This window comes from Amycolatopsis sp. NPDC049252, assembly GCF_043197175.1.
GTDB lineage: Bacteria > Actinomycetota > Actinomycetes > Mycobacteriales > Pseudonocardiaceae > Amycolatopsis.
On sequence record NZ_JBICSQ010000002.1, the window covers coordinates 452,807 to 474,496 of the forward strand.

At 71.2% G+C, this 21,690-nt stretch carries 18 protein-coding genes; 14 read left to right on the forward strand and 4 right to left on the reverse strand.

The genetic code is table 11. The features are described 5' to 3' along the window. The first annotated feature begins 30 nt into the window (after nt 1-30). From eccCa to ACGFMK_RS05180, 5 genes are all read left to right on the forward strand, one after another. Nucleotides 31-4,044, forward strand: a complete 4,014-nt coding sequence (gene eccCa, locus ACGFMK_RS05160) for a type VII secretion protein EccCa (protein ID WP_392758528.1) — start codon at nt 31-33, stop codon at nt 4,042-4,044. Nucleotides 4,045-4,258: 214 nt separating this feature from the next. Then, nucleotides 4,259-6,271 carry a type VII secretion-associated protein gene (locus ACGFMK_RS05165; RefSeq protein ID WP_392758529.1) on the forward strand — a complete coding sequence of 671 codons (2,013 nt, stop codon included), beginning with the start codon at nt 4,259-4,261 and terminating at the stop codon, nt 6,269-6,271. A 14-nt stretch (nt 6,272-6,285) separates the two neighbouring features. Beyond that, on the forward strand, nt 6,286-6,642 hold the full coding sequence (locus ACGFMK_RS05170; protein WP_392758531.1) for a hypothetical protein: 357 nt from the start codon (nt 6,286-6,288) through the stop codon (nt 6,640-6,642). 252 nt (nt 6,643-6,894) lie between these two features. Then, nucleotides 6,895-7,218, forward strand: coding sequence for a WXG100 family type VII secretion target (locus tag ACGFMK_RS05175; protein WP_392758532.1), 324 nt, complete (start codon nt 6,895-6,897; stop codon nt 7,216-7,218). Nucleotides 7,219-7,280: 62 nt separating this feature from the next. After that, complete coding sequence (locus ACGFMK_RS05180; RefSeq protein ID WP_392758534.1) at nt 7,281-7,574, forward strand: WXG100 family type VII secretion target; 294 nt, start codon at nt 7,281-7,283, stop codon at nt 7,572-7,574. 79 nt (nt 7,575-7,653) lie between these two features. Here ACGFMK_RS05180 and ACGFMK_RS05185 read toward each other — a convergent pair whose 3' ends face one another. Both ACGFMK_RS05185 and ACGFMK_RS05190 read right to left on the reverse strand, forming a co-directional pair. Continuing rightward, on the reverse strand, nt 7,654-8,367 hold the full coding sequence (locus ACGFMK_RS05185) for a DUF4333 domain-containing protein (protein ID WP_392758536.1): 714 nt from the start codon (nt 8,365-8,367) through the stop codon (nt 7,654-7,656). Between the two features lie 41 nt (nt 8,368-8,408). Further along, entirely contained in the window at nt 8,409-9,302 is an 894-nt protein-coding gene (locus ACGFMK_RS05190; RefSeq protein WP_392758538.1) for a hypothetical protein, read from the reverse strand. A 263-nt stretch (nt 9,303-9,565) separates the two neighbouring features. Between ACGFMK_RS05190 and rplM the strand changes: the two genes are divergently transcribed. From rplM to glmM, 3 genes are all read left to right on the forward strand, one after another. Next, the gene (rplM, locus tag ACGFMK_RS05195) at nt 9,566-10,018 is read left to right on the forward strand and encodes a 50S ribosomal protein L13 (protein ID WP_323329550.1); all 453 of its coding nucleotides are present in this window, start codon (nt 9,566-9,568) and stop codon (nt 10,016-10,018) included. Between the two features lie 14 nt (nt 10,019-10,032). Then, nucleotides 10,033-10,602: a 30S ribosomal protein S9 gene (rpsI, locus tag ACGFMK_RS05200; RefSeq protein ID WP_392758539.1), complete on the forward strand. Its 570-nt coding sequence runs from the start codon at nt 10,033-10,035 to the stop codon at nt 10,600-10,602. A 188-nt stretch (nt 10,603-10,790) separates the two neighbouring features. Continuing rightward, nucleotides 10,791-12,125, forward strand: a complete 1,335-nt coding sequence (gene glmM, locus ACGFMK_RS05205) for a phosphoglucosamine mutase (RefSeq protein WP_392758541.1) — start codon at nt 10,791-10,793, stop codon at nt 12,123-12,125. A 35-nt stretch (nt 12,126-12,160) separates the two neighbouring features. On the opposite strand, the gene ACGFMK_RS05210 is transcribed toward glmM, so the two are convergent. Then, entirely contained in the window at nt 12,161-13,051 is an 891-nt protein-coding gene (locus tag ACGFMK_RS05210; RefSeq protein ID WP_392758543.1) for a cytochrome P450, read from the reverse strand. Nucleotides 13,052-13,081: 30 nt separating this feature from the next. Between ACGFMK_RS05210 and ACGFMK_RS05215 the strand changes: the two genes are divergently transcribed. From ACGFMK_RS05215 to ACGFMK_RS05235, 5 genes are all read left to right on the forward strand, one after another. Then, entirely contained in the window at nt 13,082-14,641 is a 1,560-nt protein-coding gene (locus tag ACGFMK_RS05215; RefSeq protein ID WP_392758545.1) for a fatty acyl-AMP ligase, read from the forward strand. Next, nucleotides 14,634-14,894 (forward strand): acyl carrier protein, encoded by a 261-nt coding sequence (locus ACGFMK_RS05220; RefSeq protein ID WP_392758546.1) that lies wholly within the window; start codon nt 14,634-14,636, stop codon nt 14,892-14,894. The genes ACGFMK_RS05215 and ACGFMK_RS05220 overlap by 8 nt, the downstream gene beginning before the upstream one ends. Nucleotides 14,895-15,044: 150 nt before the next feature. Beyond that, nucleotides 15,045-15,356: a hypothetical protein gene (locus ACGFMK_RS05225; protein WP_392758548.1), complete on the forward strand. Its 312-nt coding sequence runs from the start codon at nt 15,045-15,047 to the stop codon at nt 15,354-15,356. Beyond that, entirely contained in the window at nt 15,356-17,944 is a 2,589-nt protein-coding gene (locus ACGFMK_RS05230; RefSeq protein WP_392758550.1) for a hypothetical protein, read from the forward strand. The genes ACGFMK_RS05225 and ACGFMK_RS05230 overlap by 1 nt, the downstream gene beginning before the upstream one ends. A gap of 44 nt (nt 17,945-17,988) precedes the next feature. Then, entirely contained in the window at nt 17,989-18,456 is a 468-nt protein-coding gene (locus ACGFMK_RS05235; protein WP_392758552.1) for a hypothetical protein, read from the forward strand. A gap of 314 nt (nt 18,457-18,770) precedes the next feature. On the opposite strand, the gene ACGFMK_RS05240 is transcribed toward ACGFMK_RS05235, so the two are convergent. After that, nucleotides 18,771-19,595, reverse strand: a complete 825-nt coding sequence (locus ACGFMK_RS05240) for a dienelactone hydrolase family protein (RefSeq protein ID WP_392758554.1) — start codon at nt 19,593-19,595, stop codon at nt 18,771-18,773. A gap of 219 nt (nt 19,596-19,814) precedes the next feature. Here ACGFMK_RS05240 and glmS point away from each other — a divergent pair, with 219 nt between their 5' ends. Continuing rightward, nucleotides 19,815-21,677: a glutamine--fructose-6-phosphate transaminase (isomerizing) gene (gene glmS, locus ACGFMK_RS05245; protein WP_392758555.1), complete on the forward strand. Its 1,863-nt coding sequence runs from the start codon at nt 19,815-19,817 to the stop codon at nt 21,675-21,677. Nucleotides 21,678-21,690 lie beyond the last annotated feature (13 nt).

Below are 21,690 nucleotides of genomic sequence, written 5' to 3' on the forward strand. Positions count from 1 at the left end.
CATCGTCGAGTTTGAATGAGGGGTCCTTCGATGAGCACGCTGCAGTTCAAGAAGTCGCCGCGGCTGGCGGCACCGCGCCCGCCGGGTGGCGAGGTGCACCTCGAGCCGCCGCCCGAGGTGCCCCGGGTCATCCCCGGCAACATCGTCATGAAGGCGCTGCCGATCGTCATGATCGTCGCGTCGCTCGGGATGATGGTCTTCATGTTCCAGGCCAGCAACCGGAACCCGATGATGATGGCCATGGGCGGCATGATGGTCGTCGGCACGCTCGGGATGATGGCCGGCGGCGGTGGCAAGGGCGGCGGCGCCAAGCGCGCCGAGATGGACGAAGACCGCAAGGACTACCTGCGTTACCTGGGCCAGATGCGCGACCGCGCCCGTGAGGCGATGGTCGACCAGCGGGCCGCGCTCGAGTGGGTGCACCCCGACCCCCAGTCCCTCTGGTCACTCGCGGCGAGCCGCCGGATGTGGGAACGCCGCCAGAACGACCAGGACTTCCTGCACCTGCGCGTCGGGCGCAGCTCGCACCGCCTCGCGACGCGGCTGGTCCCGCCGCAGACCGGGCCGGTCGACGAGCTGGAGCCGATCGCCACCCTCGCGCTGCGCCGGTTCGTGCGCGCGCACTCGATCGTGCCGGACCTGCCCACCCAGATCACCCTGCGCGGGTTCGCCGCGGTGAGCATGCAGGGCGACCGGGCGCTGACCCGCGGCCTGACCCGCGCGATGCTCGCGCAGATGGTCACCTTCCACAGCCCCGACGACGTGCTGGTCGCGGTCGCCACCGCGGGCCGCGCGAAGGAGGAGTGGGAGTGGGCGAAGTGGCTGCCCCACGCCCAGCACCCCACCATGTCCGACGGCATCGGCCAGCTCCGCATGATGGCCGGTTCGCTGGCCCAGATCGAGGACTGGCTCGACGAAGAACTGCGTGACCGTCAGCGGTTCTCCCGCAACGCCACCCCGGCGCCGGACCAGCCGCACGTCGTGATCATCGTCGACGACGCCGAGGTGACCCGCGAAGAGCAGATCATCCTCGAAGAGGGCCTGGTCGGCGTCACCCTGATCGACCTGTCCGACTCCATCGGCAACCTGGCCGCCCGCCGCGGCCTGCGCCTGGTCGTGGAAGCCGACCGGCTCGGTGCGCGCAGTGCCGGCGGCGTCGAGTGGTTCGGCCGCCCCGACACCCTCAGTGTGGTCGAGACGGAATCGCTGGCCCGGCTGATCGCCCCCTACCGCGTCGGTGGTGCGGCGGGGCAGGACGTCAGCGACGAAGAGCCGCTGCTGTCCAACCCGTCGCTGCTGGAACTGCTCGGCATTCCCGGCGACCCGATGACCTTCGACGTGCAGCAGGCGTGGCGGCCCCGCCCGATCCGCGACCGCTACCGCGTCCCGTTCGGCGTCGGCGAATACGGCCAGCCCGTCGAACTCGACATCAAGGAAGCCGCCGCCGAAGGCATGGGCCCGCACGGCCTGTGCATCGGCGCGACCGGTTCCGGTAAGTCGGAGTTCCTCCGCACCCTGGTGCTGGGCATGCTCGCCACGCACTCGTCGTCCACGCTCAACTTCGTCCTGGTCGACTTCAAGGGTGGCGCGACCTTCCTCGGCCTGGACAAGGCCCCACACGTCTCCGCGGTCATCACCAACCTCGCCGACGAGGTCACGCTGGTCGACCGGATGAAGGACGCCCTGGCGGGGGAGATGAACCGCCGGCAGGAAGCGTTGAAGAACGGCGGTAACTTCAAGAACGTCTGGGAGTACGAGAAAGCGCGTGAGAACGGCGCCGACCTCGACCCGCTGCCCGCCCTGTTCATCGTCTGTGACGAGTTCTCCGAGCTGCTGGCCGCGAAGCCGGACTTCATCGACTTGTTCGTCGCGATCGGCCGGCTGGGCCGGTCGCTGCAGATGCACATGCTGCTCGCCTCCCAGCGCCTGGAGGAAGGCAAGCTGCGCGGCCTGGATTCGCACCTGTCCTACCGGATCGGCCTGAAGACGTTCTCGGCCGCGGAATCCCGCGCCGCGATCGGCGTGCCGGACGCGTTCGAGCTGCCCTCGGTCCCCGGTGGTGGCTACCTCAAGTTCGACACCTCCACCCTGGTGCGGTTCAAGGCCTCCTACGTCTCGGGCCCCTACCGCCCGGCCGGCATCCAGGCCGCCGGCCCGGCCGCGACGGTGGTCCGCGCCGACAAGCGCCCGCAGCTGTTCGTCCCGGACTTCGTCGAGCTGCCTAAGGAACCGGAACCGGAGCTGCTGGACGCGGCGCCGGTGGCGGCGGCCCCGCAGTCGGAGGAGGCGGTCGAGCCGTCCGAGCTGGACGTGATCGTGTCGCGGCTGATCGGGCAGGGCCCGCCGGCGCACGAGGTGTGGCTGCCGCCGCTGAAGGACCCGAACTCGCTGGACACGTTGCTGCCGAACCTGAACCCGACCGACGACCGTGGTCTGTCCCCGGTCGGCTTCTTCGGCAACGGCCGCCTGCAGGTGCCCCTCGGCATCATCGACCGGCCGTACGAGCAGCGCCGTGACCCGCTCTGGGCCGACTTCTCCGGCGCCTCCGGCCACGGTGTGATCGTCGGCGGTCCGCAGTCGGGCAAGTCGACGATGCTCCGCACGCTGATCATGTCGATGGCCCTGACCCACACGCCGGAGGAAGCGCAGTTCTACTGCCTCGACCTCGGTGGTGGCACCTTGGCCGGTCTGGCCGACCTGCCGCACGTCGGCGGCGTGGCCGTGGCCCGGCGCGAGCCGGACAAGGCCCGCCGGATCGTGGCCGAGCTGACTACCCTGCTGACCGAGCGGGAGGGCCGGTTCGGGGCGCTGGGTATCGACTCGATGACCGAGTTCCGCAACCGCAAGCGCCGTGGGGAGATCCGGCCGGAGCAGGACCCGTTCGGTGACGCGTTCCTGATCGTCGACAATTGGCGAGCCCTGCGGGACGACTTCGAGGAGCTCGAGACCGCGATCACGCGGCTGGCCACGCAGGGTCTGTCCTACGGGGTGCACGTGTTCATCGCCGCGAACCGGTGGGCGGACATCCGCCCGGCGATCAAGGACATGATCGGTACCCGGTTCGAGCTGCGCCTGGGTGACCCGACGGAGTCGGACATCGACCGCCGGGTGGCGGTGAACATCCCGACCGGGCGGCCGGGGCGCGGGTTGACGCGGGAGAAGCTGCACATGCTCGGCGGCCTGCCGCGGATCGACGGGTCCAGCGACCCGGAGACCATCGCCTCGGGTGTGGCGGACGCGGTGGCGAAGATCCGGGCCGCCTGGCGCGGCCGGGTGGCGCCGCAGGTCCGGCTGCTGCCGGAGATGATCACCTACGAAGAGGTGCTCAAGCTCGATCAGCACCGCGACTCCAAGCTGATCCCGATCGGGGTCAACGAAGAGGACCTGCAGCCGATCTACCTGGACTTCAACGCCGAGCCGCACTTCTACGCGTTCGCCGACGGCGAGTCGGGCAAGACGAACCTGCTCCGGCAGATCGCGCGGGGTATTTCCGAGCGGTTCACCGCGAAGGAAGCGCTGATCCTGCTGGTCGACTACCGGCGCACGATGCTCGGTTTCGTCCAGGGCGACTCGCTGCTCGGGTATGCGGTGTCGGCGGCGCAGCTGGAGAGCATGGTCAACGACGTCTTCAACTCGATGACGCGCCGTCTGCCCGGCCCGGATGTGACGCAGGAGCAGCTGAAGACGCGGTCGTGGTGGAAGGGCCCGGAGCTGTTCATCCTGGTCGACGACTACGACCTGGTGGCGACCTCGACGAACAACCCGCTGCGGAAGATCTCCGACTTCCTGCCCCAGGCCAAGGATGTCGGCCTGCACCTGGTGGTCGTGCGCCGCACGGGTGGTGCGTCGAAGGCGATGTACGACCCGATCATCGGCAAGCTGAAGGAGATCGCGGCGCCGGGCATGGTGATGAACGGTTCGCGGGACGAAGGCGCCCTGGTCGGCAACATCAAGGCCAGTACGATGCCGCCGGGCCGGGGCAACCTGCTGACCCGCAAGGCCGGCAAGCAGCTGGTCCAGGTCTCGTGGATCCAGCCCGACTGAACAGTGCCGTTGGTTCCCGATCCGGCCACAGCCACGGCCGAAGGGTTTCGTGGAACGGTTGCGTCCTCCGGGGGCGGCGGCCTGCTTTTGGCCGGATCGGGAACAGTGCGGCGGGGCGCACGGCGGCGGAGGGTAGGTTCCTCCCCGAGGGTGCGCCCCGCCGGCTCGGCCGCGGTGGCGCGGGGGATCGCGACGAATACTGCGGGAGTTGCTGGTGACGGTCCGGGTTGCGGTGGACTTCGGGACGTCGAGCACCTGCGTCGTCGCCTCGGTGAACGGGCGCGACCCGCAGGTCGTGGTGATCGACGGCCAGCCGCTGATGTCCTCGGCGGTGTTCGCGGCGGCGGACGGCACGCTGTTCGTCGGCCAGGAGGCCGAGCGGCAGGCGGCGGTCGACCCGTCGCGCTACGAGCCGAACCCCAAGCGCCGGATCGACGAGGGTGAGCTGCTGCTCGGCGACAGCGTCCTGCGCGTCACCGACGTCGTGCACGCCGTGCTGGGCCGGGCGGTCGCCGAAGCGCGGCGCCTGGCCGGTGAGGCCGAGGTCGACCTGCTGGTGCTGACCCACCCCGCGGACTGGGGCGCCATCCGCACCCGGCTGCTGCGCCAGGCCGCGGGTGGGCTGGCGCGCGAGGTCGCGCTGGTGCCCGAGCCGGTCGCGGCGGCGGTCTACCACGCCGCGACGTTCGCGCCGCAGGACGTGACCAACGACCGCACCGTGGAGTTCAGCGGCCGTCCTGGTGACGCGCTGGCGGTGCTGGACCTCGGGGGCGGCACGGTCGACGTCAGCGTCGTCCGCCGGCTCCCACCGGAGACCGCGCGGGACCGGGCCGGCCGCCCGCAACGCGGCGGCTTCCAGGTCCTCGCCACCCGGGGCGACCCCGCCTTCGGCGGCGCGGACATCGACCAGGCGCTGCTGGAGCACGTCGGCGAGCTCGTCGCGGGTGCGGAGCAGGACGCCTGGCGCCAGCTCGTCGAAGGCCGCGAGATGGTCGACCGCCGTCGCCGCCGCGTCCTGCGCCAGGACGTCCGCGGTGCGAAGGAAACCCTGTCCCGGCACGCCTACACGGACGTGCCGATGCCGCCGCCGTTCGCCGACGCGCACGTCACCCGCGAGGACCTCGAGCGGCTGATCGCGGCGCCCCTGGGCCGCGCGGTGGAGCTGACCGTCGCCGCGATCGGCGACGCCGGCCTGCGCCCGAAGCAGCTCACCGCGATCTTCCTGGTCGGCGGGTCGAGCCGGATCCCGATGATCTCCCGGCTGGTGCACGAGCGCACCGGTGTCGTGCCGACGAGCCTCGACCAGCCGGAGACGGTGGTCGCGCGGGGCGCGCTGCGCGCGGTCCTGGTCGACCCGGACCGCACCGGTGCCCTGCCCGGCGAGGCGATGGCCCGGATGGGCGCGGTGCCGGGCGGCGCGCAGAGCCCGGCGGCCCAGCGCACCGAGGTCGTCCGTCCCGGCGACGTCGCCCCGCGTCCGGCCCCGCCGCGCACGCCACCCCCGTCGTTCAGCCCGCCGAACGCGAACCGCCCCGGGCCGCCGCCCTCGCCGCCCCACGGCCAGCCGGTGGCCCGCCCGTGGACGCCGGCGGCGGGCCAGGCCGCCCAGGGCGGCCCTGGTGGCCCGCCGGCGGCCCGTCCCGGTGGCGCGTCCGCGCCCGAGCCGCCCGCGAAGAACCGCAAGAAGCTGTGGGGCGTCGTGGCCGTCGCGGTGGTCGTCGTGGCCGCGCTCGTCGTCGGCGGGGTGCTCCTGTTCTCCCGTGACGACACCCAGGCCGAGACCGGTCGCACGCTCTCGCAGTACGACTTCAAGTTCGTCGCACCGAACGACTGGGTGCAGACCGACGACCGGGTCGCCGACCGCCAGGTCGTCGTCCACCCCCAGGAGTCGGCGGACGGCAACGACCTGCTCGTCGCGCAGGAGTTCGTCATGGACTACGACGCCACCGCGGACCCGCAGAAGCTCGTGGACTTCCTCAGGGGCGGCGCGGACCTGCACCCGGACCAGTACAGTGCGTTCAACCCGGCCCTGTCCTACGCGGGCCGGACCGTGATCGGCTACCACGAGGTCAAGAAGGACCGGCCCGACCTCCAGGTCGACTGGTACGTCGTGGCGAAGGGCCGGATCCGGGTCCACGTCGGCTGCCAGTACGCGAAGGCCGAGTTGCGGGACCGGGTCTCCGCCGCCTGCACGCAGGCCGTGCGCACGGTCGAAATCCTCAACTGAGAGGCGGGCACGCGGTGCCGTCCGAAGAATTCGAAAGTGCCGCGTCGTCCTTCCGCCGGATCGGCCAGGACGCGGTGACGCACGCCCGGCGCGTCGCCGGGAACGCGAAGGCGCGCAGCCGGCGCCACCACAGCGAAAACGTCGAATTGCTGAAGCGAACGGGACGCGGTGCGAAGTCCGGGGATCCGACGCCCGGCACGCTGCGCGCGGCCGCCGAGCGGTTCCGCCGCGCCCGCGGGTTGTCGCTCCCGGCGGTTCCCGATCCGGCCGATTCGGTTCCTTCGCTTTCGCAATCTCCCGCTCGTGCCGCTCGAACGAGTGAAGACGACGAAGACTTTTCCCAGATGCGAATCATGAAACGCGATCAGTGAGTTCGCAGCGCGCTCGCTGTGCGTGTGCTAACCCCGCTGGTGGAGAACACGTTTCCGGGTGAGGCGTCGCCGGATCGGGGCGATCCGCCGCAACGGGCGGCGATCGGTTCCCAAGTGGAGCGTTCACGCAAGCAACTACTTGCTGGCAAAGCACGACAAGGGGGAACCGGGCATGGCAATGTCTGCGTCGTAGGGCCGTACAAACGAACGAGCTTCGTACGGACAACCACTCTTCAGAAGGGGGTTCCAACCATGGCTGGATCCGGATTCACAGGGACAGTTGCCCAGTTCACCGACGCCGAGGGCAGGGTCACCGAGGTTCGCGCGGGCATGGACGCCAACCTGTCCACGCTGCGCGACCGCATCGAGGCCACCCGCGCCGGCTGGCAGGGCGACGCCCAGAAGGCGTTCGACAACGTCATGGCGCGCTTCGACGACGACGCTCGTCAGATGAACCAGGCCCTCCAGAAGATCGCGGAACTGCTCCGCGAGGCGGGCTCGAAGTACGAGAAGTCCGAGCAGCAGCAGCAGGAGATCCTCGGCGCCGTCAACCGCGGCTTCGACGCGCTCGGCTGATCTCCACCCCTCGTCTTTTCCTTTCATTCACCCAGAATTCTTGAGCACAAGAGGAGTGAACCATGTCTGATGGTCCCGGCATTCTCGTCAATTACTCCACCATCCGCGCGGCCGCGGACGACTGCCAGCAGACCGGTGGCGAGCTGCAGCAGGCGTTCGACCGTCTGAAGGACGACCTCAAGCCGCTGATCACCACCTGGACCGGTTCCGCCAAGGAGCAGTACGACCAGGCCCAGCGCACCTGGGACCAGAAGTTCGAGGACCTGAAGAACGTTCTGGCGCAGATCGCCGCCGCCCTGCCGCAGATCGCCGACGGCTACCAGCAGACCGACAGCGCCGTCGAAGGCCTGTTCTGAGCCGGTAGTCCCGGAAACCACGGCGGGCCCGCACTTCGGTGCGGGGCCCGCCGTTTTCCGTTCGCGGGTAAGGAAAAACTCAGTGCGGGGCGCCGACCTCGTACTCGGGACGGTCGTTGAGCACCCGCACGGTGACCTTCTTCGCCTGGCCGCCGATCTTCACGGTGCAGTCGAACGTGGTGCCGTTCTGCGCGGCTTCGTTCGACGGGCACTGCGCGTCCTTGACGTCCGGCTCGCCGTAGTTCTCGTTGAGGACCTTGACCACACCGTCCTGAAGGGACTCCTGGTCCAGGACGTCACCGCGGAACGCGCCGAGCAGCCACGCGGCGCCGCCGCCGAGCACGAGCACCAGGACGGCGATTCCGCCGATGAGCAAGGGCTTTTTCGACTTCGGCTTCTTCTCGGGCGCCGTGGCGAACGCGCCGAGGCCGCCGTACTGCGCCGGCTGGAACCCGCCGCCGAACTGCTGCGGGGGCTGCTGCTGCGCGGGCCGGCCGCCACTGGGAGTACCCGGCTGCGGCTGCTGCTGCCACGGGGCCGCGGGAGGCTGCTGTCCTGGCCACGGCCCGGAGAACGACCCGCTCGTGCCGGGCTGCTGCTGTTGTTGCTGCTGCGGGGACCACTGGCCGGTGTAGGACCCGGTGGCCGCGCCCTGGCCGTCGTTCTGCTGCCACTGCCCGGGGTGCGGGCCGGTCGCCTGCTGCTCCGGCTGCCACGCCGGCGGGGTGCCGGGGGCCTGCGGGCTGGCCGGCGGCTGCCACCACTGCGGCTGCGGCTCGGGCGGCTGGGTCATCGGAGATCACCTCGGGTCGGGCGGTGGGGAACGGCCATGGGTCAGCTGCCCTGCGCTTCGCCGAGCCGGCGGTAGAACTCGTCCATCGCCGCCCGGTCGGGCAGCACGGTGATCTGCGACGCGTCGGGCACCCGCGGCATGTCCTGCAGGCTCGCCTTGCCGGTGAACTTGAACTCGTACTTGAGCTCGACCTGGTGGCCGTCGCCGCCGAACTTGGCCTCCATGACGAACGAAACCAGGCTGCCGTCCGGGTTCAGCGTGATGGTGGTCGGCACCATGGCCTTCTTCAGTTCCGGCCCGACCTGGCTGGTGATGCTGGGCGGCAGGATCTCGACCTTGTTCTTGACGAAGACGTCGAACGGCACGTTGACGGTCAGCGCCGTCCGGCCGTCGCCGAGGCTCTTCGCCCCGCGGACCGCGCGCTTGTCGGCCTTGTAGGCGTCCACCGTCGAGTCGGCCATCCGGCACGGGGTCAGCACGCCGCCCCAGGCGCAGGGCACGACCAGGCCGGTCTCGGGCTTCGGCATCGACACCCACGCCGTCGGCGAGACGCCCTTCTGCACGTACATCGGGCCGAGGTAGGTGTACTCGACGGCGCCGTCGGCCGGGGTGTACGTGTCGATGATCTCGTCGGGGTTCTTCAGCGAGCGGTGCCGCACGGCCCGGCTCTCCGGGGTGCCGGTGCGGGCCGACGTCACGCCGCTGTGGACCCACTTGTCGTCGAACTTGAAGTAGGCGTCCAGCGAGTTGGTGATGTCGCGCGTGTCGGTGATGCTGTCCTCGAGCTTGCCGATGATCTGCTCGAACTTGCCGCCGACGTAGTCCGCCGCGTCGTCGCCCTTCGGCAGCGGCGTGCCCGCCTTGGCCTGGCCGCACGCGCTGACGAGCACCAGGAGGGCACCCAGGACGAAGATCGCCGTCGGTCGTTTGCTCATCGCCGTCCCCTGCTCGACTGTGCCGGTGCGCCGGCCGCCCGGATCGTCTCATCCTCGCGTGTCGAGGCCGCACGTGCAGGTACTTCGGCCCGAAAACCGGGTAGAGTCCGCACCAGCCGGACCTGTACCGGCGCTTCCACCCACCCCCGATGCGTGGCTGCGGCGAGCGTGGGGGTATCTTCATATGTCGTTGTGCGTTGCGGCGCATCAGCGCGCTAGGCCCGCACAGAACCCACACGCAATGTTGACGACGAGGTAGACCCTTGCCCACGTACAGCCCCAAGCCCGGCGACGTCACTCGTGCCTGGCACGTGATCGACGCCGAGGATGTCGTGCTCGGCCGGCTCGCGACCGAGGTCGCCACGCTGCTGCGCGGCAAGCACAAGCCGACCTACGCCCCGCACGTGGACACCGGTGACTTCGTCATCATCGTCAACGCCGAGAAGGTCGCGCTCACCGGAAACAAGCGCGAGCAGAAGTTCGCGTACCGGCACAGCGGTTACCCCGGCGGCCTGCGGAAGCGGTCCTTCGGTGAGCTGCTCGACAGCAAGCCCGAGCACCTTCTCGAGAAGGTCGTCAAGGGCATGCTGCCCAAGAACAAGCTCGGCCGCGCCCAGGCCAAGAAGCTGAAGGTCTACGCCGGCCCGGAGCACCCGCACGCCGCGCAGCAGCCGCAGGCGCGCGAGATCACCAAGATCGCGCAGGTCGCGCAGTGAGTGAGGAACAGTCTGTGACCAGCACCGAGCCCGAGACCGCCGAGGTCACGACCGAGGCGACCGAGACCGGCGCCGTCGAGACCAGCGAGACCCCTGCCGAGGCTCCCGCCGCCACCAGCGAGACGCCGGTTGCGACGAGCGAGACCCCGGTGGCGACCAGCGAGTCCGCCACCGCCCCGCGCCCGTCGCGGGCCGCGGGCGGCAACGCCCAGACCGTCGGCCGCCGCAAGGAGGCCGTCGTTCGCGTGCGTGTCGTCCCGGGCACCGGCGAGTTCAAGCTCAACGGCCGCACCCTCGAGCAGTACTTCCCGAACAAGGTGCACCAGCAGCTCATCCGTGACCCGCTGGTCCTGGTCGAGAAGCCGGATGCGTTCGACATCTTCGCCAACCTGCACGGTGGCGGCGTCTCGGGTCAGGCGGGCGCGCTGCGCCTGGCGATCGCCCGTGCGCTCATCGAGGTCGACCCGGACGACCGCCCGGCCCTCAAGAAGGCCGGCTTCCTGACCCGTGACGCGCGCGCCACGGAGCGGAAGAAGTACGGCCTCAAGAAGGCCCGTAAGGCCCCGCAGTACAGCAAGCGCTGATCGCGCCTCTGGCGCAACCCACCGGAGCGCCCATCCGTCCAACGGATGGGCGCTTCGGCGTTTCTTCAGGCCGATGTCGCATTTTCAGAGCTCGGAGCGACATTCGGGGGTGGGGGAGAGCGCCCGGGGACGGTCGCTAGGTTGTCGTGGTGGTTGCGCTGTCGCAGCCACTCTGAGGAGGTCGATCGATGGCACGCCTGTTCGGTACCGACGGGGTACGTGGTCTGGCCAACGCCGAGCTGACGCCGGAGCTGGCCCTGGCGCTGGCGGCCAGTGCCGCCCGGGTGCTCGCCGCCCACGACCGCTCGCACCGGCCGGTCGCGGTCGTCGGCCGGGACCCGCGGGCCAGCGGTGAGATGCTCGAAGCCGCCGTCGTGGCCGGGCTCACCTCCGCCGGGGCGGACGTCCGCCGGGTCGGCGTCCTGCCGACCCCGGCCGTCGCCTACCTGGTCGGCTCGCTCGAGGCCGATCTGGGCGTGATGATCTCCGCGTCGCACAACCCGATGCCCGACAACGGCATCAAGCTCTTCGCCGCGGGCGGGCACAAGCTCCCCGACGGCATCGAGGACGAGATCGAAGCCGGCCTGGCCTCGAACGCCGTCCGCCCGACCGGTGCCGGTGTGGGACGTGTCACGGACGTCGAGGACGCGCTCGACCGCTACGCCGAGCACCTGCTCGCGGTGACGCCGCACTCGCTCGACGGCCTGAAGGTCGTCGTCGACTGCGCCAACGGCGCGTCGTCCGCCGCCGCGCCGGAGATCTACCGCCGCGCCGGCGCCGAGGTCGTCGCGCTGTACGCGGAGCCCGACGGCGTCAACATCAACGAGCACTGCGGCTCCAACCACCCGGAGCGGCTGCGCGAGGCGGTCGTCAAGCACGGCGCCGACCTCGGCATCGCGCACGACGGTGACGCCGACCGCTGCGTGGCCGTCGACTCCGCCGGCGAGCTGATCGACGGTGACCAGATCATGGCGGTGCTGGCGCTCGCGCTGGCCGAGTCCGGTGAGCTGGCCAAGGACACGCTGGTCGCGACCGTGATGAGCAACCTCGGCCTGCACCTGGCGATGCGCGCCCACGGCATCACCGTGGTCACCACCGCGGTCGGCGACCGCTACGTCCTGGAGGAGCTGCGTTCCAGCGGCTTCGCCCTCGGCGGCGAGCAGTCCGGCCACGTCGTGCTCCCGGCGCACGCCACCACGGGTGACGGCCTGCTGACGGCGCTGCGCCTGATGAGCCGCATGGCCGAGACGGGCAAGTCCCTCGCCGACCTGGCCGCCGTGATGAACCGCCTGCCGCAGGTGCTGGTGAACGTCCCGGTCGCCGACAAGGCGGCGGTCGCGGGCTCGACCGAGGTCCGTGACGCGGTCGGCGCGGTCGAAGCCGAGCTGGGCGAGGAGGGCCGGGTGCTGCTGCGCCCGTCCGGCACCGAGCAGCTGGTCCGCGTGATGGTCGAGGCCCCGGCCCAGGCCACCGCCCAGGCCGCGGCCGACCGCCTGGCCGGAGTGGTCTCGGCCGTTTCGTAGCCTGCCGCGGCCCCTCGTGAGTGAGAAACAGTGTTCTAACCCTGTTTCTCACTCACGACGACTCGCGCCGAGGCCAGGCCGCGAAACACCGGGTGGGTCTTCCACCGGACTTCGCCGACCTGGCACCCGCCCGCCAGGAACCGCGACAGCGCCCGCAGCGCGATCTCGCCTTCGGCCAGCGCCACTCCCGACCCCGGGCAGGCGTGCCTGCCGAGGCCGAACGGGAGGCCGTCGGCCAGCGAGATCGCGACCGGGCCTGCGGCGCCGAAGCGCAGCACGTACCGGGCCGGGCAGATTTCCGCCGCCAGCTCACGCACGCTTGCCTGCGCGGAGCCCGAGGCCAGGGCCAGCCCGGCGGACGCCAGGAAGTTCAGTGAGTTCTCGTACGCCGCGTGCGCCAGCACCACCGGGTTGATCGCCAGCTCGTCGTCGTCGAGCCGGCCCTCCGCGTGTGCCGCGCGCAACGCCGCCAGGCCGCTGCCCGGCTCGGCCGCAGCCCGGCTGAGCTGCACCGACAGCCGGAACGCCGACGACTGGGCCGCGCGGTCCGTGCCGCCGAAGACATCGAGGTTGGCCGTCGTCCGCTCCAGGTGGTCCAGGAAGACGTCGTCGAGCGGCACGCCCAGCACCGCGGCGGTCACCAGGCCCGCGACCGGCCGCGCGAAGTCGCGCACCAGGTCGAACGACGTCCCCAGCCCGCCGACGACCGCCTCGATCTCCGTGCGCACCGAATCCGGGAACGGCTCCAGCCGGGTGATGATCTCCCGCAGCACCCCGCGCACCCGGGTGTGACCTTCACCATCGCGCAGCAGCACGCTGGGTGAGCCGGCGCCGGGATCCGACGTCAGCTCCGCCGACCGCAGGGCTCGCGCGGCGGCGTCACGGCCCTCGACCACCGCGATCCCGTGTCGTTCGAACTCGTCCATCGCCTGCAGACGGTAGGGCAGGATGAGGCCGTGCCGCCCGCAGACGTCCCGGAAGAGGTCCTCACCACGCCGCTCACGGACCTCCTGGTCCGCAACGCCGCCGAAGACCGGCCTGCGTTCACCTGCCGGGTCTTCCCGGGCCCCGGCAACCACACCGACCACACCCTGACGTGGCCGCAGGTGCTCGCCCGGGTCCGCGGGGTCGCCCGCGAGCTGCGCCGCGTCACCCGGCCGGGCGATCGGGTGGCGATCGTCGCCCGCCAGGACCTCGGGTACGTCGTGGGTTTCCTCGGGACGCTGTACGCGGGGCTCGTCGCGGTGCCGCTGTCCGTGCCGACCGGGCGCACGCACCGCGCCCGGCTCGAGTCGGCCCTCGCCGACGCCACACCATCGGTCATCCTGACCTCGAAGGACTTCCTGGACAGCCTGGCTTCCCGGCCGGAGGTCCTGCTGGCGGTCGACGACATCGCGTCCGACGACACCGAGCCGCCCGCCGCGGTCGCCATGACCGACCCCGCCTACCTGCAGTACACCTCGGGCTCGACGAGCCGCCCGGCCGGCGCGGTGATCTCGCACCGCGCGCTCGTGGCCAGCTGCTGGCAGACGACGGACTGCTACCACGCCGACGCGTCGACCCCGCTCGCCGGCTGGGTGCCGTTCTTCCACGACATGGGTTTGGTCCTGCTCATCGGCACCCCGGTCTTCCTGGGCGCGCGCTCGGTGTTCTTCACGCCGATGGAGTTCGTGCGCGACCCGCTCCGCTGGATCCGGCTGCTCGCCGGGCACCCGGGCGCGATCACGGCCGCGCCGAACTTCGCCTTCGACCTGGCCGCCGAAGCCGCCGGTGACCTCGAGGACGTCGACCTGTCGCAGGTGAACTCGGTGCTGAACGGCAGCGAGCCGGTCCGCGCGGCCACCGTGGAGGCGTTCGACCGGGCGTTCGCGCCGTTCGGGCTGCCGCGCGCGGCGCAGAAGCCGTGTTACGGGCTGGCGGAGGCGACGGTGTTCGTCGCCAGCGCGGGGGACGAGGGCCCGACGGTCACGGCGTTCGACGGCGAGGCCCTGGTGTCGTCGGGACGGCCGTACGGTCAGCGCGTCCAGATTGTCGACAAGGAGATCTGGGTGTCGGGGCCCAACGTCGCCGACGGCTACTGGGGACGTCCGGACCGCGGCGACGCCTTCACCGGGGACGGCTGGCTGCGCACGGGCGACCTCGGCTTCTTCCACGACGGTCAGCTCTACGTCACCGGGCGGTTGAAGGACCTGATCATCGTCGACGGCCGCAACCACCACCCGCAGGACATCGAGGCCACGATCGAGGCCGCGCACCCCGCCGTCCGGGCGGGCCGGGTCGCGGCGTTCGCGGTGCGGGACGGGCGCGGCGAGGGCGTGGCGGCGGTCGTCGGCGCCGCGGACCACGACGAGTCCGTGGCCACCGCCGTCCGCCGCGCGGTGTCGGCGGGCCACGACCTGCCGCTGCGCGGCCTGTGGCTGGTCCGGCCGGGCGCGGTGCCGCGGACGTCCAGCGGCAAGGTGTCCCGCGCCGCGGCCCGCGACCGCTGGTGGGGCGAGAATGGGCACCATGACTGACCCGGGTGCCTACGCCGACGAGATCCGGAAGATCGTCTGCTCCGCGCTGGAGATCCCGCCGGAACAGCTCGGCGACGCGACGCCGTTCGACGACATCGGCCTGACGTCCCGGCAGCGGATCCAGCTCCTTTCGCGCGTCGAGGTCCGCTACGGCGTCTCCGTCGATTTGGACGAGCTCGACCGGCTGGTCGACGTCCGCGGGGTCGCCGAGGTCATTTCGGAAGCCGTCGAGGCCCAGCGCGCCGCCGGCTGACCCCCGGAGTGCACTTTTCCGAAGTCCCGGCTGGCCACGCGGCCGAACGCTAGACTCTGTGTGCATCTGCGACGGCACCGATCGGCGTCCGGGCGCGTCACAGTCTCCGAACAGGTGCCAGGGACTGTGGGATCGAAGGGGGCAGCCACCATGCCAGACGGTTATACCGCGAGTTCGGAGGCGATGACGCGGGCGCAGGTCCGCCTCAACGACGTCGCCGACGACCCGGCGGGCGAAGCCAAGAAAGTCGCGCCGACGGCGATCGTCGCCGCGGACTTCGGCCGCGTCCACCAGGAGGGTTTCGGCAAGTACAAAGCCGGGATCGACGAAATCGGCGCGGGTATGACCGGGCTGTCGAACGCGCTGATGAACCTAAGCAGCGGCATCGGCACCGCCGGCGGGAAGTACACCGCGCAGGAAGCGGACGCGGGTGCGCAGGCCAACGCGGCGGGGAGCAGGTAATGGCCGAATGGGCTGACATCAAGAAGGTCCTCGACGACCCGAACGTCTCCATGGAAAAGAAGTCGGCGCTCATGGAGGCGTACGACAAGGACACCTGGAACTTCAACGACGAGGAAGAAAAGTACGCCAAGGAATACATCGACGGGTATTCCGACCGGAACTGGGCCACCACGCCGCTTTATCCCACCGGTTCGGACGGCGAGGTCGACGACCGGCTGAAGGAAGCCCAGCAGGAATCGCAGGCCAAGGGCAAGGAACAGCAGGCCCAGACCGATCGCAAGAACCAGGCGAAGAAGAACCTCGACGGAATCGCGAAGCCGACCCTCAACGCGGGCGCGAGGAGCTCCGACGAGCAGCTCGACCAGGGCAACGTCACGGTCGACTTCCTCGTGCTGTGGACCACCGACATCTGGAACAAGATCAAGGGCGGCACCGGCCAGCTCGACCCGCAGAAGGACCTCAAGGACAAGTTCCACGAGAACCGCGGGATCCAGTACCAGAAGTTCCTCACCGACGCCGACGACCTGGGCAAGGCGCACAAGGTCGTCGAGGACACGCTCTCCAAGAGCGACACCGAGCTCCAGACCCTCTTCGGCGAGTGGAAGGGCAAGGGCGCCAACGCGGCGGAGATCAAGTACGACGAGACGCTCAAGCCGCACGCCAAGGAGCTCTCCCAGCAGATCGACGGCGCCGCGAAGCTGATCCCGGAGACCGTGGGCCGCGTCTTCGACGCGGTCAAGAAGAAGGTCGACGAGGTCCTCGCGCTGCACCGCACGACGATCGCCCAGGCCGACATCACCATGGCCCGCGACGTCCTCAAGATCGCGAACGGCGAGACCGAAGAGTTCGACGACTTCATGAAGGTCGCCGGCTGGGTCGACGCCGTCAACGCGCAGAACGGCAACCAGACGAACCTCGCCGAGCGGCTGCAGAACGACGACTGCGGCTTCAACGACGAGAACAAGGACTACGGCCGCCAGGTCTGCCGCTACTGGCGCGACGGCGCGTTCACCACCGAGTACCAGAGCCTGATCAACGCGTTCAACGGCTCCTGCAAGTCCGCCAAGGACACGATCGACCAGCAGTGGGGCGCGCTCGACCAGTACATGTCCGGCTACACCAACCAGCTGACCGAGGCCAAGGGCACCGGCACCGGTGACGGCGGCAAGGACACCACGACCGGCGGCGGGGGCAAGAACAGCAACACCGGCGGTGGCGGTGGCCCCGCAGGTGGCGGTGGCCCCACGGGTGGCGGTGGCGGCCCGGCGGGCGGTGGTGGCGGCCCGACGGGTGGCGGTGGCGGCGCCACGACGCCGTCCGCGAGTGAGCCGCCGAAGCCGGAGGACGCCACGCCCAAGCCGGACGGCGCCGGCACGAACCCGGTCACCGGCAAGCCCCTCGAGGTCGACCCGTCGACCGGCGAGCCGTACCCGATCGACCCGAAGACCGGCGAGGCCATCAAGGACGCCGACGACACGGAGACCGTGTCGGTCAAGAAGGGCGACAACACGATCGAGATGTCCGAGCCCGACAAGCAGGGCAAGATGGACATCACGGTCGACGACGGCCAAGGCCACAAGAAGGACTACCCCCTCGACTGGGGCGACGACGACAAGGCCGACGCCAAGGGGGCCGACGGCAAGGGCGCTGACGGCAAGGACGCCTCGTTCGGGCCGCAGGGCAGCCAGGCCGGCAAGGACGGGCAGCCGTCGGCCGACGGCAGCTACAAGCCGGGTCCGGACGGCAAGATCCACATCCAGGACGGCAACCTGAAGATCACCGCCGAGCGTCCGGAAGGGCCGGACGGTCCGACGGTCGTCACCGTCGACGACGGCAAGGGCGAGCCGACCACCTACACCCTGGACTCGAAGGACGGCCCCAAGGCCGGCGACCTCAAGGCCGACGGCACCGGCACGTCCGGTGCGTCCGGCACCGGTGCGACCGCCGGTTCCGATGGTGCGTCCTCCGCCGTCCGGCACGACGCGGACGCCGAGTCGCCCCTGACGAAGGACCCGGCGCCGGCCAACCCGGACCCGGGCATGACGCAGGGCGCGGCGGCGGCCTCCGGCGGCGGTGGCGGGTTCAGCGCGCCGGGTGGCATGGACTTCTCGGGTGACCTCGGCACCGACGCGACGGCCGAACCGGCGCTGGCCACGGCCGACGCGGGCGTCGGCGGGGGCGGCGGCGACTCGACGACCACGGCCGGGGCGAGCGACTTCGGCTCCGCCATCACGGGCGGCCGGACGGCCGACTTCGCCGGCGCGGTGTCCCTGGAGCCGGGGGCCCAGACGGGCAGCGACGCGTCGCTGCCCTCGTCCGACGGGGGCGGGCTCGGCGCGACGCCGGTCGACCCCGGCATGCACCAGGCGGCCGCGAGCGGCTCGGCCAGTGGCATGAGCGGCATGGGTGGCATGGGCGGGATGATGGGCGGCATGGGCGGCGCGCCCGGTGGTGGCGGCGGTGACCAGCAGCGCGGGCCCAGCCAGTACCGCGTCGAGGGCGGCGTCTTCGAAACGAGCGGCGCGAAGGGCCGGATCAGCGGCTCGCTGGACGACGAGGGTGAGCGCTCGATCCGGTACGACCGGTGAGGGCTTTCGTGTGGGGGCTTTCGGGTGAGGGTTGAGGAGGGGCGATGACCAGCGCCGAAGAGAGGTACCGTGCGGCGATCTCCACGATGGACGCCGCGGCGCGCGAGCAGGACGAGCAGCGGGGGCTGCGGGAACGGCGCGTCGCGGAGGCCGCGGCGCAGGCGCGTGAGGGCCTGAAGACCGAGCTGGGTGCCGCGCAGAAGTACGCCGAGCACATGGATGAGCTCAACAAGCGCAAGCAGAGCGCGGGCGGCTGGGCGACGGAGAAGACCCTGGCCGACAAGGGCCGCGAGTCGCTGATGCAGTTCGGCGCCGAGGACGAGGACTCGACGCCGACGAACAGCTTCCCGGCCTACCAGGCCCCGTCCGCGGCGGAGCCACGCCCCGAGCCGGTGCCGCTGCCGTCGCCGGAGCCGCCCGCCGCGGAGCCCGAGCCCCAGCGCCCGCGCGGACGGCACGCCCGCCCGGTCGAGGACGAGGACGACTTCTCCAGCACGAGCTGGCTGGTCTGAGGTTCGCTGCTGAGAAAGGGGCCCGGCACTCGCCGGGCCCTTTCTTTGCGTCAGCGGGGAATTCGCCGTCGAAGAGCGAGCCGGCTGTGCCGGCCTGCGAAAGGGCCCGGCCCTTCCGCGTCAGCGGGCGGGATCGGCCAGGTGGGGCGTATGTCGATTCGGCTGCCGGAGCACGAGCTGGCCGGGTCCGGTCTGCGAAAGGGCCCGGTGCTACCGGGTCGTTTCTCGTGGCAGCGGGCGGGATCGTCCAGCTGGCCGTTCCGAACCGCGAAAAGGGGGCCCGGCACTCGCCGGGCCCCCTTTTCGCGTCGGGTCTAGTGAGCCGGTTCGTCCTCGCGTTCGATGGTCGCGCGCTTGATGTCCGCCTCCAGCAGGGGCCGGTACTTGTCGGTGCCGGTCAGGTGGGTCAGGAAGAACGCCGTGAACAGCGCGCGGGTGAGCTGCTGCGTTCCGCGGTGCGGCTTGCCGTGCATGATCAGCTGCGACCAGTGGCGGCCTTCCGTCACACCCAGGTGCGAGGCCTTGCCGAGCGTGCGCAGCTGGACGTCGTCGCCGCCCCAGTTGTCCGCGATCGCCTGTGCGTGCCCGACGGACGGCGCGACCAGGTCGTCTTCGGCGGCCAGGTGCAGGCCCGGGACGGTGATGGCGCGCGCGGCCTCGCTCGCCGGCGGGAGCGTCTGGGCGGCCGTGATGGTGGCGACCGCGCGGATCCGCGGGTTTTCGGCCTGCGCGTCCTGCGCCGCGGCCAGCACCGCCGAACCGCCGCCGGCGGAGTGCCCGGCGAGCCCGAGCTTCGCCGGGTCGACGCTGATGCCGTCCGGGCCGAGCCGCACGGTCGTGATGACGTCGAGGGTGGTCAGCAGGTCCGCGGCGAGCAGCCGGTGCGACGGCAGCGGCCCGCGCTGGGTGGCCGGCGCCGCGGCGACGATGCCCCAGCTGGCGAGGTGGTGCAGCAGCTGGCGGTACCGGTCGGGCGGCTGCAGCCAGCCGTGCCCGAAGGCGACGGCGGGCAGGCCCAGGCCGGCGCGGGGCGTGAACACCACGCCCGGCAGGCCGACCAGGGCGAGGTTGCCGCGAAGGACCTCGTGCGGACCCGGGTGCTTCAGCTCCGCGAGCAGCTGCTTGGGCTTGCTGGCCATGGCCGGAACCCTACTGCCCGCACCCCTCCCCGGCTCGCCCGCCGCCCCGGCGCCCCTCGAACCGCCCGTCCTGGAAGCGCGGAGCGGGAGCGGGTGCTTACGCAGCGTACGTCACCCTATTTCGATTGGTCCGGACCATGTTCGGCGACGTTCTTGCAGGTCGGGAGCGGTTCGCGTGCCCCGTCGATCGGCTGAATGTCCCTCGTTAGGCTGGTGCGCGTGTGTGGAATCGTGGGATATGTCGGGCACCGCCCGGCCCTGGACGTCGTTCTCGGTGGGCTCCGGCGCATGGAGTACCGCGGTTACGACTCGGCCGGTGTCGCGGTCCTCGACGGCGCCGGCGCGCTGAACGTCGAGCGCAAGGCGGGCCGGCTGGCCAACCTGGAGGCCGAGCTCGACAAGGTCGGCCGGGACCACTTCGCCGGCACCGCCGGCATGGGCCACACCCGCTGGGCCACCCACGGTGCCCCGGTGGACCGCAACTCGCACCCGCACCGCGACACCACCGGGCGCGTCGCGGTCGTGCACAACGGCATCATCGAGAACTTCGCCGCCCTCCGCGCCGAGCTGGAAGCCGACGGCGTCGAGATGGCCAGCGACACCGACAGCGAGACCGCCGCGCACCTCATCGCCCGCGCGTACACCGGTGGCGAGACCGCCGGGGACTTCGCGGCCTCCGTCGCCGCCGTCTGCCGCCGCCTCGAAGGCGCGTTCACGCTGGTCGTGACGCACGCCGACCACTCGGGCACCATCGTCGCCGCCCGCCGGTCGTCGCCGCTGGTCGTCGGCGTCGGCGAGGGTGAGCACTTCGTCGCCTCCGACGTCTCGGCGTTCATCGAGCACACCCGCGAGGCCGTCGAGCTGGGCCAGGACCAGCTCGTCGTGATCACGCGCGAGGGTTACGAGGTCACCGACTTCCACGGCGACGCCGCCCAGGCGAAGCCGTTCACCGTGGACTGGGACCTCTCGGCCGCCGAGAAGGGCGGCCACGAGTACTTCATGCTCAAGGAGATCGAGGAGCAGCCGGAGGCGCTGGCGAACACCCTTCGCGGGCACTTCGACAACGGCCGGATCATTCTCGACGAGCAGCGCATCTCCGACCAGGACCTGCGGGACGTCGACAAGGTCTTCGTCGTCGCCTGCGGGTCGGCCTACCACTCCGGCCTCGTCGCCAAGTACGCCATCGAGCACTGGTGCCGCCTCCCGGTGGAGGTCGAGCTGGCCAGCGAGTTCCGCTACCGCGACCCGGTCCTCGACCGCGCGACGCTGGTCGTCGCCGTGTCGCAGTCCGGCGAGACGGCGGACACGCTGGAGGCCGTGCGCCACGCGCGCGAGCAGAAGGCGCGCGTGCTGGCCGTCTGCAACACCAACGGCGCGCAGATCCCGCGCGAGTCGGACGCCGTGCTCTACACCCACGCCGGCCCCGAGATCGGTGTCGCCTCGACGAAGGCGTTCCTCGCCCAGATCGCGGCCAACTACCTGGTCGGCCTGGCGCTGGCGCAGGCCCGCGGCACCAAGTACCCGGACGAGGTGGCCCGGGAGTTCGCCGAGCTGGAGGCCATGCCCGCGGCCGTCCAGAAGGTGCTGTCCACTGTGGACCAGGTGCGGGACCTCGGCCGCCGGATCGCCGACTCGAAGGCGGTGCTGTTCCTCGGCCGTCACGTCGGGTTCCCGGTCGCCCTCGAGGGCGCGCTGAAGCTCAAGGAGCTCGCATACATGCACGCCGAGGGCTTCGCGGCCGGCGAGCTCAAGCACGGCCCGATCGCGCTGATCGAGGACGGCCTGCCGGTCGTCGTCGTGATGCCCTCGCCGAAGGGCCGCGCGGTGCTGCACTCGAAGCTGGTGTCGAACATCAGCGAGATCCAGGCGCGTGGCGCCCGCACGATCGTGATCGCCGAAGAGGGTGACGAGACGGTCCGGCCGTTCGCGGACGAGCTGATCGAGGTCCCGGCGGTCCCGACGCTGCTGCAGCCGCTGGTGTCCACCGTGCCGCTGCAGGTGCTGGCCGCGGAGATCGCCCGCACTCGCGGGTACGACGTCGACAAGCCGCGTAACCTGGCGAAGTCTGTCACCGTCGAATAGCGGGAGGCCTTCG